The organism is Pirellulaceae bacterium, assembly GCA_019636385.1.
GTDB lineage: Bacteria > Planctomycetota > Planctomycetia > Pirellulales > Pirellulaceae > Aureliella.
The window spans coordinates 63720-81557 of sequence record JAHBXT010000002.1; the positions used below are offsets into that span (position 1 = coordinate 63720).

The 17838-nt window shown below is 54.7% G+C and carries 15 protein-coding genes; 7 read left to right on the forward strand and 8 right to left on the reverse strand.

Annotation, left to right across the window (positions count from 1 at the left end; translation table 11 throughout):
- Positions 1-69 precede the first annotated feature (69 nt).
- The gene (locus KF752_06065) at positions 70-1173 is read left to right on the forward strand and encodes an AMP nucleosidase (GenBank protein MBX3421105.1); all 1104 of its coding nucleotides are present in this window, start codon (positions 70-72) and stop codon (positions 1171-1173) included.
- Positions 1174-1179: 6 nt separating this feature from the next.
- Positions 1180-4215, forward strand: a complete 3036-nt coding sequence (locus tag KF752_06070) for a M28 family peptidase (protein ID MBX3421106.1) — start codon at positions 1180-1182, stop codon at positions 4213-4215.
- 190 nt (positions 4216-4405) lie between these two features.
- Here the strand turns inward: KF752_06070 and KF752_06075 are convergent, their stop codons facing one another.
- The 6 genes from KF752_06075 to KF752_06100 form a co-directional block, all read right to left on the reverse strand.
- Positions 4406-4891, reverse strand: coding sequence for a rod-binding protein (locus KF752_06075; GenBank protein ID MBX3421107.1), 486 nt, complete (start codon positions 4889-4891; stop codon positions 4406-4408).
- Positions 4892-4913: 22 nt separating this feature from the next.
- Positions 4914-5999: a flagellar basal body P-ring protein FlgI gene (locus KF752_06080; GenBank protein MBX3421108.1), complete on the reverse strand. Its 1086-nt coding sequence runs from the start codon at positions 5997-5999 to the stop codon at positions 4914-4916.
- 71 nt (positions 6000-6070) lie between these two features.
- Complete coding sequence (locus KF752_06085) at positions 6071-6970, reverse strand: flagellar basal body L-ring protein FlgH (protein ID MBX3421109.1); 900 nt, start codon at positions 6968-6970, stop codon at positions 6071-6073.
- A gap of 73 nt (positions 6971-7043) precedes the next feature.
- The gene (gene flgA / locus KF752_06090; GenBank protein MBX3421110.1) at positions 7044-8123 is read right to left on the reverse strand and encodes a flagellar basal body P-ring formation protein FlgA; all 1080 of its coding nucleotides are present in this window, start codon (positions 8121-8123) and stop codon (positions 7044-7046) included.
- Between the two features lie 134 nt (positions 8124-8257).
- Positions 8258-9061: a flagellar basal-body rod protein FlgG gene (gene flgG / locus KF752_06095; GenBank protein MBX3421111.1), complete on the reverse strand. Its 804-nt coding sequence runs from the start codon at positions 9059-9061 to the stop codon at positions 8258-8260.
- A gap of 94 nt (positions 9062-9155) precedes the next feature.
- Positions 9156-9905: a flagellar hook basal-body protein gene (locus tag KF752_06100; protein MBX3421112.1), complete on the reverse strand. Its 750-nt coding sequence runs from the start codon at positions 9903-9905 to the stop codon at positions 9156-9158.
- Positions 9906-10464: 559 nt separating this feature from the next.
- Here KF752_06100 and arfB point away from each other — a divergent pair.
- The 4 genes from arfB (at position 10465) to argF (ending at position 14389) form a co-directional block, all read left to right on the forward strand.
- Positions 10465-10881 (forward strand): aminoacyl-tRNA hydrolase, encoded by a 417-nt coding sequence (arfB, locus tag KF752_06105; protein MBX3421113.1) that lies wholly within the window; start codon positions 10465-10467, stop codon positions 10879-10881.
- Between the two features lie 172 nt (positions 10882-11053).
- Complete coding sequence (gene argB, locus KF752_06110; protein ID MBX3421114.1) at positions 11054-11941, forward strand: acetylglutamate kinase; 888 nt, start codon at positions 11054-11056, stop codon at positions 11939-11941.
- 206 nt (positions 11942-12147) lie between these two features.
- Positions 12148-13371, forward strand: a complete 1224-nt coding sequence (locus KF752_06115; protein MBX3421115.1) for an aspartate aminotransferase family protein — start codon at positions 12148-12150, stop codon at positions 13369-13371.
- Positions 13372-13429: 58 nt separating this feature from the next.
- Positions 13430-14389, forward strand: a complete 960-nt coding sequence (gene argF, locus KF752_06120) for an ornithine carbamoyltransferase (protein ID MBX3421116.1) — start codon at positions 13430-13432, stop codon at positions 14387-14389.
- Between the two features lie 7 nt (positions 14390-14396).
- Here the strand turns inward: argF and KF752_06125 are convergent, their stop codons facing one another.
- Positions 14397-15392, reverse strand: coding sequence for a hypothetical protein (locus KF752_06125; protein MBX3421117.1), 996 nt, complete (start codon positions 15390-15392; stop codon positions 14397-14399).
- 6 nt (positions 15393-15398) lie between these two features.
- A complete protein-coding gene (locus tag KF752_06130) occupies positions 15399-16310 on the reverse strand; it encodes a prolyl oligopeptidase family serine peptidase (protein MBX3421118.1) in 912 nt (303 codons plus the stop codon).
- A gap of 146 nt (positions 16311-16456) precedes the next feature.
- Between KF752_06130 and pgtP the strand changes: the two genes are divergently transcribed.
- A complete protein-coding gene (pgtP, locus tag KF752_06135) occupies positions 16457-17803 on the forward strand; it encodes a phosphoglycerate transporter protein PgtP (protein ID MBX3421119.1) in 1347 nt (448 codons plus the stop codon).
- The last annotated feature ends 35 nt before the right edge of the window (positions 17804-17838 follow it).

Genomic DNA, 17838 nt, shown 5'->3' on the forward strand with positions numbered 1-17838 from the left:
AGTTTCGTGAAGGTCTTGCTGGATCCCAAGGCGGAATTGCCGCAGCAAATCGAAGCTGCCTGCGACGAGATGGAGCGGATCTACTCCGCAGGTCGATACTCTAAGGTTATCGTCACCCGCCACTGGTCTAAACACAATCCAGTAATCTGGGGTAAAGTCGCTCGCCCCTCGGCCTACCGTTGGTACCTGCGACGTGAACTATTTCGGCTGGCCGCGAACGATGCCGAAATTGAAATCGTGCCCGCTCAGGAGCGAGTCGAACTGGCCTCGCCGCAATTGCTGACGCTGATCGACGAATCGGATTTCGACCATACGCGTAAGAAGGTGTTCCTGTTCGGCCCCGAGCGAGTTGAGTTGTCTTTGCAACGCATTGAGCACTATACCGGTACTCGGGCGGAAAGTTTTCAGCGTTATGTGCTACTGACCAATTATCAAATGCACATGGATGCATTCGAACTGTTATATCCCAATTGCCTGAAGCCGACGCATAGCCGCGTGCAAATGCCGGCCTACCACCAAGTGACCACAGACAACGACGGCTTGACCATCGTCAACATCGGTGTCGGTCCATCCAACGCCAAAAACTTCACCGATCACCTAGCGGTGCTGCGACCGGATGCCATGATGATGGTTGGCCATTGTGCCGGCGTTCGCAATCATCAAGAGGTTGGTGACTTTGTGTTGGCTTCGGGCTACATGCGCGACGATCATGTGCTGGACGAGGCGTTGCCGCCTGCCGTGCCGCTAACTCCCAGCTTTCTACTGAATCGCTATTTAGCACGTATTCTAGACGACCGACGGTTGCCCTATCGTTTTGGAGTCGTCTACACGACTGCCGATCGCAATTGGGAACTGACGCTCAATCGCAAGTTGAAGGACTTGAAAGCCAGCCGCAGCATCGGCGTCGACATGGAATCGGCGACTGTCGCCGCCAACGGCTTTCGCTATCGCATTCCATCGGCAACACTACTGTGTATTTCCGACAAACCCTTGCATGGGCAACCCAAATTGCCCGAGGTGGCTCGGGCTTTCTACGAACAGTCCAAGCTTCAGCACCTGGAGATTGCTCGCGATGCATTGCTGATGGCGCGTACGGAGTACCCTGGTGGATTGCCCAACAGCGATCTGCGAGCTATGGACGAACCTCTGCTGGGTGGCCCACCTGAAGAATAGAAGAATATGATGAAAACTTGCGGCTGGTTGACAATCGGTGTAATTGGATGGATAGCATGTGGCTGGACGACGGCAGGCCAGCCAGTCGCAGCGCAGTCGCCAGAGAATCAAGCCCATCCAACGCCAAAATTGCTGAGTGATATTCGGCAATTGACGTTCAGTGGCAATCGAGCTGGCGAGGGATATTTTTCGGCAGACGGCCAGTGGCTGGTGTTCCAGAGCGAACGCGAGCCGGGCAATCCGTTCTTCCAAATCTATTTGATGGACCGCCAGACGGGCAACACCCAGCGTGTCTCGCCTGGCGTCGGTAAGACCACTTGCGCATGGATTCACCCCGACAATCACCGTGTTTTGTTCGCTTCGACGCAGTACGATCCACAGGCGGCTGCTAAGCAGCAAGCCGAAATAGAGTTTCGTCAATCTGGTCAGTCCCGGCGTTACAGCTGGGATTACGATTCAAGCTATGAATTGGTGGAATTCGATCGACAGACAGGCGAATATCGAAGGATTACTGAAGTCGAGGGCTACGATGCCGAGGGGTCCTATTCTCCCGACGGTGAGTTGATTTGCTTTGCCTCCAATCGCCGAGCCTACCAGTTGGGAGAGTTGAGTGACGAGGAACGCGAGCTATTCGAGAAAGATCCGGCGTCGGCCATGGACCTGTATCTCATGCAGGCTGATGGCACCAATGTGCGGCGCTTGACGACGACCGTAGGTTATGACGGAGGTCCGTTTTTTTCGCCCGATGGACAGCAGATTTGCTGGCGGCGATTTTCCGCCGACGGGTCGAGCGCTGAGATCATGTTGATGAACGTCGATGGCAGTGCTCAGCGGCAGCTAACGAACTTGGGAGCCGTCAGTTGGGCTCCCTTTTTCCATCCCTCGGGCCACTACCTCATTTTTGCCACGAACTTGCAAGGTTTCGCAAATTTTGAACTGTACATGATTGGCCTGGAAGGTGGTGTGCAGCCAGTACGAGTCACCGATCGCCCAGGGTTTGATGGACTGCCGGCCTTTGCTCCTGACGGAAAGTCGCTGGTGTGGACCAGCAATGGCGGGTCTGCTTACAGTCAGCTTTACGAAGCGGCCTGGGATCATCAAGCTGCGCTCCGCGCACTGGGGCTCGACGACCTTCAAGCAGCAACGATCTCAGCGACGTCTGGGTCAGTTCTCGCAGCCAGCGATTCGGCTCAGGTAACCAGCGCTGATATTACGGCGGCGGACATCGGTCGGCATGTGGATTACCTGTGTCGCCCTGAGCTGGGCGGAAGATTAACGGGAACGCCTGGCGAACGGCTGGCGACCAGCTATGTGGCCGCCTACTTAGAACACCTCGGTTTGCAACCAGCCGGGGATAACGGCACGTACTTTCATGAATTTGAGTTTGTGTCGGGCGTTGAGTTGGGCCAAGAAAATCGACTAAGTTCGGGCGATCAAAACTACGAAGTCGATCGCGATTGGCGACCGCTCTCTTTTTCGCGCGAGGGAGAATGCGAAGCCAGTGAACTGGTCTTCGCGGGCTATGGTATTGTCGCTCCTGAAGCCCCTGGGCAACCCGCATACGATAGCTACGTGCACTTAGATGTTGAAGGTAAGTGGGTAGTCATGCTGCGACGAATGCCCCTGAACATCACGCCTGAGCGCCGACAGTATTTGGCTGGCTTCAGTCACGAACGACACAAGGCTATGGTCGCCCGCGATCGCGGAGCCAAAGGTGTAATCTTGGTCAGCGGTCCGAATAGTCAAGTACGCTCGCAGTTGATCCCCCTGCGGATGGACGGCTCGCTGGGTGCCAGTAGCCTGACGGTGATTAGCGTGACCGACGCCCTAGCACAACAGTGGCTCCAGATTGCCGGCGAGGATCTGGCCGATCTGCAGACCCAGTGGGATGACGGTGAAATGCGGATGGGATTCGCGCTCAGCGGAGTTCAGGTGCAGGCTTTCGTGGATGTTTCGCCAATTCGAAATCGCGGTCGAAATGTTTTGGCGCGCTTGTCCGTTGGCAGCCAGCCAACTCCAGAAATGATCGTCGTTGGTGCGCACATCGATCACTTGGGTGAGGGAACGGGCGCTTCGCTGGCCCGCGAAAGTGAATCGGGTGCCGTACATCGCGGAGCGGACGATAACGCATCAGGTGTGGCCGGCATATTGGAAATGGCTCAATATCTGGCAGATCACATTCACAGTGGTCGTAGTCAGCTCAAGCGCGATCTGCTGTTTGCTGCTTGGAGCGGCGAAGAGTTAGGTCTGCATGGCTCAGCGGCCTTTACCCAAGATTTTCAACGTTTGTTTCCGGCAGCTATCCTCCCACAGCCAGAAGTTCACACTTCCGACAGCCAGCCGGCAACGGGCGATCCGTCCCATGGTCATCCTTCCCCTACCCTGTATCCGGCCGTGGCTGCTTACGTCAATTTAGACATGGTTGGCAGATTACGCGATAAATTGATTTTGCAAGGAATTGGATCGTCGCCGTATTGGGCTCAGGCCATCGAGCGTCGCAATGCCGTCGTGCGCTTGCCATTGACGCTTCAAGCTGATTGTCACTTGCCCACCGATGCGACCAGCTTCTTTTTGCAAGGAGTTCCCATTCTGTCCGCATTCACCGGTTCGCATGACGAATATCATACCCCTCGTGATGTGCCGGAGTTACTCAATTATGAGGGCGCTGCCAAGACGGCGCAGCTACTGGCACTGTTGGCTGCAGATGTGGCGCACGCTGAGTCCGCACCTGAGTACCATTCACAGGCCGCACCGCCTGAGCGCCGTGCGAATTTGACCGCGTATCTGGGGACGGTACCGGACTACGGGCAAACCGATATTCAGGGCGTCAAGTTAAGCGGTGTCACGCAGGGAGCACCAGCAGATCAAGGTGGACTGAAGGCAGGCGATGTGATCATCGAATTAGCTGGCCGCAAAATCGAAAACATCTACGACTACACCTATGCTATCGAAGCCTTAAAAGTTGGCCAATCCGTCACCATTAAAGTTCGCCGTCGCGACGACACACTTGATCTGGAAGTCACTCCAGCTTCGCGAAATTGAAGAAGGCCAACTATGAACTTGGCTTATGTGATAGCTTCGGCTGCTATCCGAAAGCCAACGTGAAACGTTTGGTCAGATAGCCATCGTTGAGATGTATCGATATTTTTGTGTCGTTCGCGGACACATGTCTGCTGTCCCACAAGTTCGGATCAGGCATCCCAATAGTTGCAGGCAGTTGCGATTCAACGAGTCAGCTCTGCCGACGGAGCATGAAGAGTTCGAACATGGGATCGGCGATTTTATCTGCACTCCGCTCGCTGAGCGACTCCGATAGCACCTGATCCAACTGTCCCTGAAATATCTTCTCCGCTTGGCCTCCGTGGAAATAGGCTGTGGGCTGCTGCGTGCTGCGGTAGGATTTGATTAATTCACCAAAGAAGGTTTGCCCTACGAACTGCTGGAATGTTTCGCGAAGTTTGTCTCCCTTAGCACCTGCATTTTGCTGCTGACCGTAGACTGACGAAGATGCATCGTTCAATTCCAGCGCACTGTGAGTGCTTGCCACAGCAGGCAATATCCCTAGTTGGCTGCGCTGGTCGTTGTTATCGGTGAGCGCGGTCGGCATAGGAGCTAGCTGGTCCAGGAAATCTGAATTAGCTGATGCCGATGGTCGCAGGACGCTCGCCAGCGCCTGGTTGGGCTGGCTACCGAGCGAGCGTGTGGGGTCGATATGCATGACTGAGGCTTTCTTAACGCGACTATTGTATGACGACTTCGCCGTACAAGTCGCCATTGCGTTTGAGCGTGCGGATGATAGCGATGACATCTTCGGTGGGCACATCCAGTGCGTTGAGCGCATCAACCAGGTTCTTCAGTACCGGCTGGGGATTGCGCGGCGAAGCAGGATCGAAGCCGACGAAGCCGCCAGAGCCGGCCCCGGCCTGAATGGACAAGCTCTTGTGATTGATGGCCACCGGATTGATCAGTACGTCTTCTCCCATGACGATCACGCCTTCACGTTCGTTGATTACCACGCGCTTCTGCTTCTTGATGTTTGGCAATTCGATGTCCAGAATCAGCTTGACGAACATCACCGGCTTGTCGGTGTAGGCCGGAGGCACTGTTACCTGAACATGCAATTGATCAATAGCTTGGGCGATGTCGTACATGCCATCTGCCATGCTGGGCTGAAAGAACGAGTTGATCGCATCTTGAATGTCAGCGGCCGTAGAAAAGCTGGCCAAATCGCGGTCAAGTATCAGTGAGATTCTGTCGCCGTTGACGAAGCTGTTGGTAATCGTGGCTTCCATCTTACAGCCGTTGTGCACCACACCCGACGTGGGAATCGCTTTGTTGGGCAGCGATACTGGGCCTTCGGCAATTCCGTAAATTGTTGGCACATCCGCCCGAGGGCCCAGCATATAGGCTAGTACCAGACGCCCGCCCTCAAGGCTCTTAGCGTTCAGTGCATTGACGGTGCAGTTGAGTTGATCACCCTGTTGGGCACCGGCCGGAGGGATAGTGGTCGTGACCATTACCAGCGCTACGTTGCCAGTGGCTTCCAGTTCGCGCAGGTCTGGGATCCCTTGAGCATTGGCCGATAAATTACCACCCATCGACTGCAACATGCGAGCCAGTGTGCGAGTCGTGGGTTGTAGTTTGGCGTCACCAGTGCCTTTGAGTCCCACGATCAGTCCCAAGCCTTGCAGGCGGTTCTCCTCCTGGCCTTTCAGACGGCAGATATCACCCAGGCGGACACGCTTTGGTTCTTGACCATGTAATGCAGGAGCCTGCATGGCCAGGCAGCCAATCAGGAATATTCTCAGGCAGTCTATGAATTTCATGCTTGAACCTTAACCGTGATCATCTACCCGATATTCATTATGCGCTACTACATTTCCATAGACTAAGAAACCTAAAACGGTTGAAAGCGACCGAGCCACTCCGCAAACCAACCGCGCTTATAACCATCGCGAGCCTGACCGGCTTCGCGCTTGTCAATCTTCAAGTCGATGATGTCGCGACTGAGTACAACATTGTCGGAGCCAATCGACGAGTCCTTGCAGATTCCGCTAAGCGATATCTCCCAGCGATTGTCATTGACGTTGATTTCCTTGCGTGCCTGTAACACGATATTACCATTGGGGTAGATGTCCGCGATCTCGGCAGCAATGTTGAAGGTCAAGGCTTCGCGTGTCAACAACTGGGAATTGGCACGCAGGATTTGATTCGTCTGCCCACGCACGGACGGGTCTTCACCGGTCTGGCTGGCGGCGCGAAGTGCTCGCAAGCCATCCAGCTTTACCCAATCCTCTAAAGTAGCCTCGTACAGTCCATTTTTGCGCTGTTGGGCGATACCTTCGGCTGTCATCCTGGCCATTTCTTCGACGCGAATCTGCACGATATCGTGGATCTTCAAGACGCGTTGCGGCAACGGTGGTTGGTAGGTGTATTGGGCCATAGCCGGCAAGCCTCCCACGCCTGCACCGCCTGGCCCGACAAAGCCGGCGGGACTGGCTGGTTGTGGCTGCCACTGCAGGGGAACACTCGCAGCATCTGAGGCTGGGGCTGGCGGCACTACTTGGGAAGTGGCTGCGAATACTGGACGCTGCGATACCACTGGATTGTGAAACAGACTGCTATCTTGCGCCATACCGGTTTGCACAGCCGCAGCAACGATGGTGATCAGCAGCGCGATGATTCTGAACCGTTGTCGCAATTTGTAGAGGGGGGCAAGCGGGGCTGCCGAAAACAGTTGGGTTTGACCCAAGGTACGCGGACCGCGATGGCGGGGACTGGAAAGCATAGTCTTCATTGCATTCCCTTTTACTATCTTCATCGCCAGAAAGCTGGCATATACGGACCAAGGAATCAGGCTGCCCATCAATTCACCTATCAGCTGCAGTTTGCGCTACCGCCGCGATGCGGACTTTGGAAGGCCCCATGACGGTCGCCATCAGTCGCTTGCGATTGTGAAGTTCGATATCGATCAACTGGCCCACCGAGCCCGCGCCGAGACTCTTGGCTGATGTGCGCACCACAACGGCTCCGGAAATCGATTCGACTTCGACCAATTCATTACGTTGAACTACGATCGGGTCTCCCACCAGTTCTTCTGTCAGAGGCTGATTGGTACTGACGCTGCGCCGCAATTGCTTGCCGACCAATTGTTGGATATCGGTAAAGCACTTCTGATCTTGAATATTGGTTGGTAGAGGAGCGTAGCTGAGCATCTCTTCTGTCAGGAATTGATCCCGTCGCAACGGTCCACTGGCTACCACGACTTGTGGCGGTAGTTCGACGATTGCCTGGATGGGCAGGCTTAGGACTTTGCCATGTTGCTTAATTTGTAGCACTAGGTCTTGTGGGCCCGTCCAAGGTGCTTGGCCACCACTGACGGATATCAAGTTCCCTCTGGATTGCAGCGTCTTGAGATACTGGCCGGGCAACTCCAATTCGACACGCCAATCTGTGCGGTTGTGTGAACGGAGATTCAGATATTCCTTGATGGCTGTAGTCACATTGGTACGAGCCGTTTGCGCGATGCGCTGATCGACGAAAGCCGGAGTCAGCGAGTTGGCGTCAACCGCCCCAGCCGCTTCGATTCCTTGCAAACTCGTCGAATCCTTGCCGGTCCAGCGAATACTCTTGGGATGAACGCCGCGCAGTTCCAGATGTTGTACTACGTCGCTGCGCTGCCAAGTTTGCATCGTACCCGGTCGCGGAGCTGGGCCGAGCGGCATCTCTTTAAGCTTGTCGAGCGACTCGGAACTGCCAGCAACGATTTCCACGAGATCCTTGAGTCGCACGATATCGCCCGCAATAGTTGGATCGGTGTAGAAACGCATCAAGATCTGATCGGTCGCTGTGCACGATTGCGGACTTGCTAACGCGCAGAGAATCAGCATCAGACAGGCGATCGCTGCCGATCGGTTTCGGATGGTCAGGGTGCTGATGGCAGTTTGCATGTTTCAGTGTGTCTATCGATGTCGTGAGGTATTGAGCGGTGCATTGGTCGCTACCGTCGTTCTGGCGGTAGCCCAACCAGCTCTCTACCCTCTAAAGACAAAGTCTAGTGGTGTATCTTGATGGGCCGCGTGCCCTAGCGTCGAAGGTTGTTAATTTGTTGCAATAGTTGATCGCCGGCTTGGATGGCCTGTGAATTGAGTTCAAAACCGCGCTGCGTCGTAATCAAGTCGATCAATTCCTGAACCGGTTCAACATTGGAAGCTTCTAAAGTTCTCTGGCGTATCACCCCTAGCCCGTTCGTACCTGGGTCGCCCAAGACAGCCTGGCTACTGGCGTCGGTCTGCTGGTACATGTTCTCGCCCATCTTCAGTAGACCATCCGGGTTGATGAAGCTGGCCATTTGCAACTGCCCAATTTGTTGCAGCTCGACCGAACCCGGTGTGCGCACCATGACTTGCCCGGAGGCGCTGATTTCTACAGATGTAGCGTCTGCCGGAATGGAGATGGCTGGCTCGACCAACCGGCCTGTATGCGCCGATCCAATCACTAATTGACCATTGGCGTTAATGTCCAAATTACCAGAGCGAGTAAACAGCACCCCCTGTGACTGCGGATCCAGCACCTGCAAGAATCCTGGGCCTTCGATGGCAATATCCAACATGCGGCCCGTTTCCTGGAAGGCACCTTGGCGGAAGTCGGTATTGGTGCTCTGTACACGGGTGCCTAGTCCGACCTGCGTACCGGTAGGAGTCGGAGATTGGTTGGCGTCCAACATGCCAGGCATCACATGATTGCGGTACAACAAGTCCTCGAAATTGACCCGATCTTTCTTGAAGCCAGTGGTGTTGATGTTGGCCAGGTTGTTGGCGATCACGTCCAGCTTGGTCTGCATTGCATCCATGCCGGTCGCGGCGGTGTATAGAGTTTGGATACTCATCGCGTTGTTCCTTTAGTCAAAAATCAGGCCGCAGTGAACGGAGAGGGAGTAGTGTACGAGGGGGGCTGATAGTCCAAGCTGCTAACCGGTGGTCCTAACGCAGAACGCGACTGATGAGCTGCTCGAGTGAATCGTTTTGAGTTTGAATCATGCGGATGTTGGCTTCATAGACTCGTGAGGCTTCGATTAATTCCATCATGGCCATAGTGGGCTCGACGGCTGAATTTTCCAGGGCTCCGCTGGAAACGTGTCGCTGTTCGGGGGCCACGTTGGTAACGTTGGTCAGTGGTTGAAATAGGTTGTCTCCCACTCGAACCAGATCACCTACAGCCTGCGGCTTGACAAGTCTCAGAATGCTTCTCTGCCCGCCTTGTACAATCGCACCGTCACTGGTGACTTCAAAGGGGAGATTAGGGTCGATGCGAATGCGTCCCCCCGATGCGGACAATACCGGATCACCATGTTGAGATACGAGGCTGCCTTGCGAGTCGAACATGAAGTTGCCGGCGCGAGTCAGCAGCTCTGTCTCGCCACGCTGCACGACGAAAAAGGATTCCTTGTCGTTGATGGCAAAGTCGGTCTTGCGATCGGTTTGTCGGATAGGGCCTTGTTGGAACTGAATTTCCGACGGTTGAATGCCGACACCACCGCCCAACCGATCTACACCCGAGTCATTGACCCCAGTCTCGCCGCGCTGCTCGGCTTGAGATTGGCGCGCTTGCAGCATGGCTAATTGCGGTTTGAATCCCGGTGTGTTGACGTTTGCCAAGTTATGGCTGACTACTTCCAAGCGGTGATTCTGCGCGTTGGCACCCGCTGCCGACAGATATAGACCGTAGGGCATGGCATTCCCACCTGTTTCATCCAGTATTCCCCCTGTCCCACGAATGTCTTCAGCCAGGATTTCGCAGAAGCCCATCGGCAGGTCAAGAGAGCTTAGCTCGCCATTTTTTCTGCCTCGGGGTTTGCTGGCACTGGAATTGCTAGTGAACCATCTGGCGGCTGATGCGTCTAACTAATTGGCAGTTTGGTTGATGCTCGACCAGACTTTGGCCGAATCCAATTAAAAGCCAGTGGTAGGTTAGCCATTAGGCAAAAAGGCACTGTCATGAACTCTTACGAACCCAATCCTGATAAGATGTCTGCCGCGGTTGGCCAGCTTGACTGGAGTTGGCTGCGGCACCGGCTTGAGATGAACGAGGTTCACAACGAGTCACAATATCTGGATGATTGGTTTAGAGTCCAGCTTGATCGTCTGGAATTGGATTTTGCTCATCTAATTACCCAAGAAAGCATTCGCCTCTCGAACTGCGCATTGGTTAAACTATCCAGTAGGTCTTCGTAAGTTCAATGGTAGAATTGTCTCGGCCCAGAATAGCGAACTCTGCGAATCCGGTGAGCTTGTGAGTCCTAGCCGATCGAGTGCGACTTTCATCGTGCCCGAGGATCAACTCGAGTGGAGTTTTGCCCGCAGCAGCGGTCCGGGTGGGCAGAACGTCAATAAAGTCAGCTCCAAGGCGACGTTGCGCTGGAAGCCATGCTCAGACCTGTTGACGCCAGGTGCCTTGAAACGCTTTCAAATCCGAGCCAAACGTTATCTGACGGATGAAGGCTTGGTCGTCATTCAGTCTCAAGAGCATCGCGACCGACTTCAGAATATGCAGTCCTGTCGAATAAAGCTGCAAACGATGCTGGAAGCCTCGGTTACCCCCCCTAAACGAAGGGTGTCAACTCGGCCTACAAAGGCGTCTCGATTGCGGCGTTTGGACAATAAGAAGCGGCAGTCGGACAAGAAAAGCGGGCGGCGCGTTGTCGATTAAATTCCCGAATCGGATGTCCTTAGGCAACGATCAGCTTCTAAAAAAGCTCCTGATGTTGGCGGGCTTTCAGTTGACGATTGACCCCGCAGTTCAGTAGCATGGTACGTTTTCCCCAAACTCGGCCATATTTACATTGGCCATACCCAGTTGGTAGAGAGGCGCGTCCGACAACGTGATCGAAGCGATTACCAAAGCCGATACGTTGATCGAAGCCATGGGCTGGATTCGCCAGTTTCGCGGCAAGACCACCGTTATCAAACTGGGCGGCAGCCTGCTGGAAGATAAGGAAGCGATACAGCACCTGCTGCTGGACGTGATTTTTATGGAAACGGTGGGCATGAAACCGGTGATTGTGCACGGTGGTGGACCGAGCATCAATCGCGCGATGGAACAGGCCGGTATTACGCCACAATGGGTCAGGGGCCGACGAGTCACCGATGAGGCTACGCTGGCGGTTGTCGAGCGCGTTTTGGCCGGAGAAGTAACCGCTTTCCTGACTAACGAAATCGAACGGTTGGGTGGTCGAGCCGTGAATCTGAACTTCGCAGGCAATACCAATGTCCTCTTCGGCGAACGACTGTTGCTGGACGAGGGCGGTGAACAACTCGATCTGGGTTTTGTAGGCCAGGTGACGCGGGTTGACCAGGCGGTCATCGAGAGCGTGGCCTACGCCAATCAGGTGCCGGTGATACCGTCGATGTGCATTGATGATCACGGCCAAAAGTACAATGTCAATGCCGACACAGCCGCCATGGCGGTGGCGCAAGCGTTGGGAGCTGAGAAGCTGGTCTTTCTAAGCGACGTCAACGGTGTGCGACGCGACAAGCACGATCCAGATTCCATTATCCACTCGCTGACAGCGGACCAGGCGCGCCAGCTAATCGCCAGCGGTGTGATTGACTCGGGCATGATTCCCAAGATCGAAGCCTGTTTAGCAACGCTACAGCGCGGCGTACGCAAGGTACACATTATCGACGGTCGATTGCGACATTCGCTGCTGTTAGAGATTTACACTACCAGCGGTGTGGGCACCGAAATTGTTAATCGTCGCGACCCCTAGAGCGTTGTCATAGGCGAACGGCATGCATGTAGCTACTGTCGCCAGACGGTGGCTGCCGCGAGTAAGACCACGGTCTGGCGACGGTGGCTGCGGTGAGTTTTCAACCACAGCTCCTAGGGCCAACGCAGTTTGCGATAAGGCAGCCGATGAAGCTGCCTTTGTTAGTTTTATGTTTTTGACAACTGAAGTTACGCGGAGAATCGACCATGCAACATCCTAGCTCGTCGGCCTGCAGCGATCTATTTCGCCAGTATGTGGTACCTAATTACACTCGCTATCCCGTCAACTTGGTTCGTGGCGAAGGCTCGCTGGTTTGGGATAGCGAAGGTCGCCAGTACTTGGACCTGTTTCCCGGCTGGGGCTGCAATTTGTTGGGGCATTGTCCACCGCGTGTAGTCGAAGCGGTGCGCCATCAAGTCGGACAATTGATTCACGTCCCGAATACGTGGATGACGGACCTTCAAGGCTTATGGGCCAAGATGTTGGTTGAGCGGAGCTTTGACGCACAGGCCTTCTTCTGCAATAGCGGTACCGAAGCTAACGAAGCGGCCATCAAGCTGGCTCGACTGCAGCAAGGCCCCGAACGTTACAAGATCATTACCTTTCAAGGCGGGTTTCACGGCCGCACTTACGGCGCGCTGGCGGCCACGGCACAGCCCAAGTATCACGTCGGGTTGGGACCGATGCTGGCCGGGTTTACCTATGTGCCTCACGGCGATCTGGATCAAGTCGGGCAGCGCATTGATTCGTCGACCGCAGCCATCATGATTGAACCAATCCAGGGCGAAGGTGGCGTGCGCTTGGCCTCAGAAGGATTTTTGGCAGGACTCAGGAAGTTGTGTGACGAGCACGGACTGTTGCTGATCTTAGATGAAGTTCAAACTGGTTGTGGCCGAACCGGACAATGGTTTGGCTATCAGTATTTTGGTGTCCAGCCGGATATCATCACGCTGGCCAAGAGCCTGTGCGGTGGAATCGCGGGTGGCGCGATGTTGGCACGGCGCGAAATCGCTGGTAGCCTGCGACCTGGCATGCATGCTTGTACGTTCGGTGGCAATCCGATCTCTGCCGCTGCCGGTATCGCCATGATCGAAACCATCGAGCAAGATGGCTTATTGGAAAACTGCGCAATCGTCTCCGAGCGATTTGCTCAACACTTGCACGCGCTGCAGGAAAGTTGCCCGTATATTCAGCAGGTTCGCCAAGCCGGTGTGATGATCGGAATGGAACTCGGTTGCGAAGGCGCGCCGGTGGTTGCCAAATGTTTGGAGCAGGGTCTGTTGATCAACTGCACTCAGGGCAATGTTTTGCGGCTACTTCCGGCCTTAAATATTGAACTGCAGCAAGTTGACCAAGCGATGGAGATTCTGTCGCGTGCGGTCTGTGAAGTGACCGAGCAGATCGGCTCTGCAGAAACCGCAGTTGGGTAGCCACGGAACACCAGGCTGGGCCAGTGGTCCCGTCAGCGAAAGTTTGAAGAGGTTGGCGATGAGGCACTTTATTTCGTTACTCGACATTACTCAACCAGAGTTGCAGACCATTCTGAATTTGGGGCTGCAAGTCAAATCGCTGTTGCAGCGCGGCGTTCGCCCAGTGTGGCTGCCGCAACGTGTGCTGGCAATGATCTTTGAAAAGCCAAGCTTGCGAACGCGAGTCAGCTTTGAAGCCGGTATCGCACAACTGGGTGGGTTGGGTATGTATCTTGGCAAGGACGTGGGCTGGCCCGACCGCGAATCAGCCGCCGACTTCATTCGCGTGTTGGCTGAATATGTCGATTTTGTGGTCTGTCGATTGCGTTCACACGCAGCGGTGGTTGAATTGGCCAGCTTTGACTGTGTGCCAATTATCAATGGGTTAACGGATCAAGACCACCCCTGCCAGGCGCTGGGTGATCTGATGACGATTTACGAATCCTCGTCTACCGTGGCTGGCAAGTCGCTGACGTTTATTGGCGACGGCAACAATGTTTCGCAATCGCTGGCCCGGGCTTGTGCCATGGTGGGCATACGCTTTCGACTTTTGGGACCGAGCGATTACTTTCTCCAGCCATCAGTCGTGCAGCAGATCACCCAGCACTATCCAGCCGCAGACATCGTTCAAACAGAAGATTCAGCATTGGCCTTAACGGATGCCGACTTTGTGTATACCGATGTCTGGACCAGCATGGGGCAAGAAGCTGAATCCGCGGAACGCATCGCCGCCTTTTCGCCCTTCCAACTCAATGCGCGATTGATGGCCAAGGCTCGACCAGACTGCAAGATCCTGCACTGCCTGCCCGCGAGACGCGGTCAGGAAATTACAGACGAAGTCATCGACAGCCCCAATAGCTTGGTCGTTCGGCAAGCCGGCAATCGAATGCACGCGCAGAAGGGACTCTTGCTATGGCTGGCCCTGCAACACGGACAAGTGGCTGCAGCCGAATTGCAACAGTCCGGCATTCAGTTGTAAATAGCCTCTAGCCCTGCCACATCGCCCAGGCGATTAGCAAGGCGACCGAGGTGATGAAGCTGAGTGTTATCGTCCAGAAGCCATGCCGCTGCAAATTTTGCGCGGCTTCGATCTGATTCTGGTCTACTCGCCGAATCGTCAGCCACACAATGGCAAGCGCAGACAGCACATAGCCGTACGCACACAGGTGAATCTTGTCCATCAGCACCAAGTAGTCTGCGCTGGGCAAGGTATCATTCGACGCCAATTGAATGGCTACGACCGTCAGCAATGATGTGATGCCCACGCTCAATCGCGCATCCACGTAGGTCACGCGCAGCGCCAGCATCAGAGAAGCTCCTAGAACCACGCAGAACAATGGCAATAGTAGTTTGATGCTGGAGGTCAGCGCAGGGCGTTTTACAGGTATCGACAAGCGAATGCGACTGTATTGGTTGGGATCAGTTCGACGCGTGTCTCCAAAGTCCGTTGGATAGCGAAAGTTCTCGATCATCATCTGCGAATTGAAGACCTGAAAGCCGGGCAACTTAAGCTGCGGGTTCAGTACCAGCGGTGAATCGTCGGCCACAAACTCCAGGCGATTGGTTTCGTGAGTTGAGTCCTCCAGCTCGATGGTAAGCTCTTGGCGATCGAATGGAAAATTGTGAAAGAAGAATTTATGACAAAAGCGGCCTTGGATGCGCACCACCTGATACAGCCGGCCATCAGGCATGGTCACGGGCGATTCATAGATCACCTGGCGAACGTGGCCCCATAGTTCGTGAGGGTTAACTACCTCCACAGTTTCGTACGGATGCAGTTCGGCATCGGACCACAGGAACCAGATGTAGATATCGGCCGCGTAGCTGTGCTCGCGCAAGTCGATATCTTGGATATCGTTGACGTACGCTCCCACGACGACCGTTGCCGGAGCCTCCGCCCGCACCGCTTGGGTCAGCAACGAGATTGCCAACCCAAGATTGATCACCCACAGAAAATGCCAATCAGGCTCGATTCGCTTCACTGCAATCTACTGCAATTGCTTGTCGAACCAGTCGGCGATGACCTTGACTTCTTCGTGGATCGTTGGCCAGGGATGCGCCCCTCCCGGCACAACAATCAGTTCTGCGCTACCACCAGAGTCGCTGATTTTCTTGACCAGCTTTTCCGAATGAGAAATATGCACGACCGGGTCCGCGTCCCCATGAATCGTCAGCAACGGTACCTTGCTGGTACTGTAGCGGTGCAAGGGAGAAATCTCCTTGGCCATGGCGGTCAAATCCTCCACCGACATCTTGGGCATTCGATCGACCAGCCCATTGCCACTGCTTCCAATAGCGACTCCCAAAACACCTCGATTGATCACATCGCCTGGTCTCCACTCCACAAAATCGGTTGGCGGAAAAAACACGGCCACGGCGGCAACCGACGTGTCATATTTGCGTTCCAGTTCGTCGCGGGATTCGGCTTTAGCCGACTCCGGCGTATACGCAGCCAGCGTAGCCAAATGGCCGCCAGCCGATGCACCGGTCAATCCGAGCTTGCCAGCATCAAAGCCGTACTCTTCGGCCAACTGTTTCACACGGCGAATGCCTAACTTGACGTGCTGGTCCATCTCCTTGAGCGTATATTTGGTTTTCGAGCCGGGGCGAATGGCAAATACACTGTAGCCCCGTGAACACAGGACATTGAATACTTGGGCGCGTTCGTGATCGTTAATCTTGCCACGATCGGAAAACCATGCTCCACTGGCGATGTCCACAATTGCCCGACCATTGGGCGTTCCCGTCGGAACAAACACGTCCATTAACAATCCGGTACCATGGATTTCGCCATACACGATGTCCTTGGTACGCTGATAGGGAAAGGGACCGTCTGCCGGCAGCCAAGTGGCATGAGCGAGGCACGCAATGAATGTCAGTACACAGATTGATAGTCGCATTGAAAAACTCCTAAAACACTCCGCCTTACCGTGAATGAGTCGCCAGCCTCTCGTGAGGTGGTCAACGTTTGCCAGTTCCTTTCAGAACGACCAAACCACCTGGAGACATTCTACTTCGTATCGACACCATTAGAAGGCATCCCGCGATGTTCTCTTTTTTGAAACCAGCGGTCGCAGCCAGTCCCCTGCCACCGGATCGCGTTTCCAGCACTTATCGCCGCCTGAGAATCCAGGTATTCGCTGGTATTTTCATCGGCTACGCAGCCTACTATCTCGTGCGCAAGAACTTCAGTCTGGCAATTCCCGACATCATGGGCGAGCATCCTGAGTACACCAAAGCACAACTCGGTATGGCGATGACCGGACTGTCGTTTGCCTATGGACTGTCGAAGTTTCTGATGGGTTCTGTTTCGGATCGTAGCAACGCCCGCGGCTTTCTAACGATTGGTTTGTTGCTTTCGTGTAGCATCACGTTGCTGTTTGGATTTGTACCAGCTATCTATACTTCGCTGACATTGATGATCGCGCTGATGGCACTTAACGGCTGGGTCCAAGGCATGGGCTGGCCACCATGCGGCAAGACAATGGTGCATTGGTTTAGTACTCGCGAACGCGGCCGTGTGGTGGCAACCTGGAATATTGCGCACAATGTGGGTGGTGGTCTGGTAGCTGGAATTGCACTGGCCGGTGTGGCCCTAACAGGAGAGTGGAGCGCCAAGTTCTATTTCAATGCCTTCATCGCCTTGCTGTTGGCGGTTGTTACCTGGCTGCTCATGCGTGATACTCCACAAAGTAGTGGCCTGCCGCCCATAGAAGTATACCGTAATGACTATCCGCCGGATTACTCAGAGCATTCTGAGCGCACGTTGTCGTTTCGCCAGATATTCATTGGCCACGTACTCAACAATCCATTTCTGTGGGCTATCGCAGTGGCCAATGCGTTCGCCTACTTTGTGCGTTACGGAATCGTCGATTGGGTACCGACCTATCTGCAAATCGAAAAAGGTTTCTCCTTCAAAGACTCGAGTGTGGCTTGGTCGTTGTTTGAGTACGCTGCCATACCCGGGACGCTCTTGTGCGGTTGGGTCTCCGACCGTATCTTCGGCGGTCGCCGCGCTCCGGCCACCATCCTATTTATGGGACTGACGCTGCTGGGTGTCGTCATGTATAGCTTGAATCGACAGGGCCCGCTGTGGATTGATCAGCTAGCTTTGATTACCATCGGCTTCTTCGTTTACGGTCCCATCATGATGATTGGCTTGCACGCTCTGGATCTAGTACCCAAAAAGGCGGCTGGGACCGCAGCCGGGTTCACCGGCTTCTTCGGCTACGTATTCGGCTCGGCGGTGGCTGGCACCGGTGTCGGCTGGATCGCCGACCGTTTTGGTTGGAATGGAGTGTTCGTAGCCATGATCGTCTGCTGCATCGCAACCATGGCGTGTTGCGCTTTGACACTGTCGCACCGTGCCGATAGCCACAGCCGCGACAAGTAAATTAGCAGGTGCTGGCTTACAGTCCGCAGGCACGA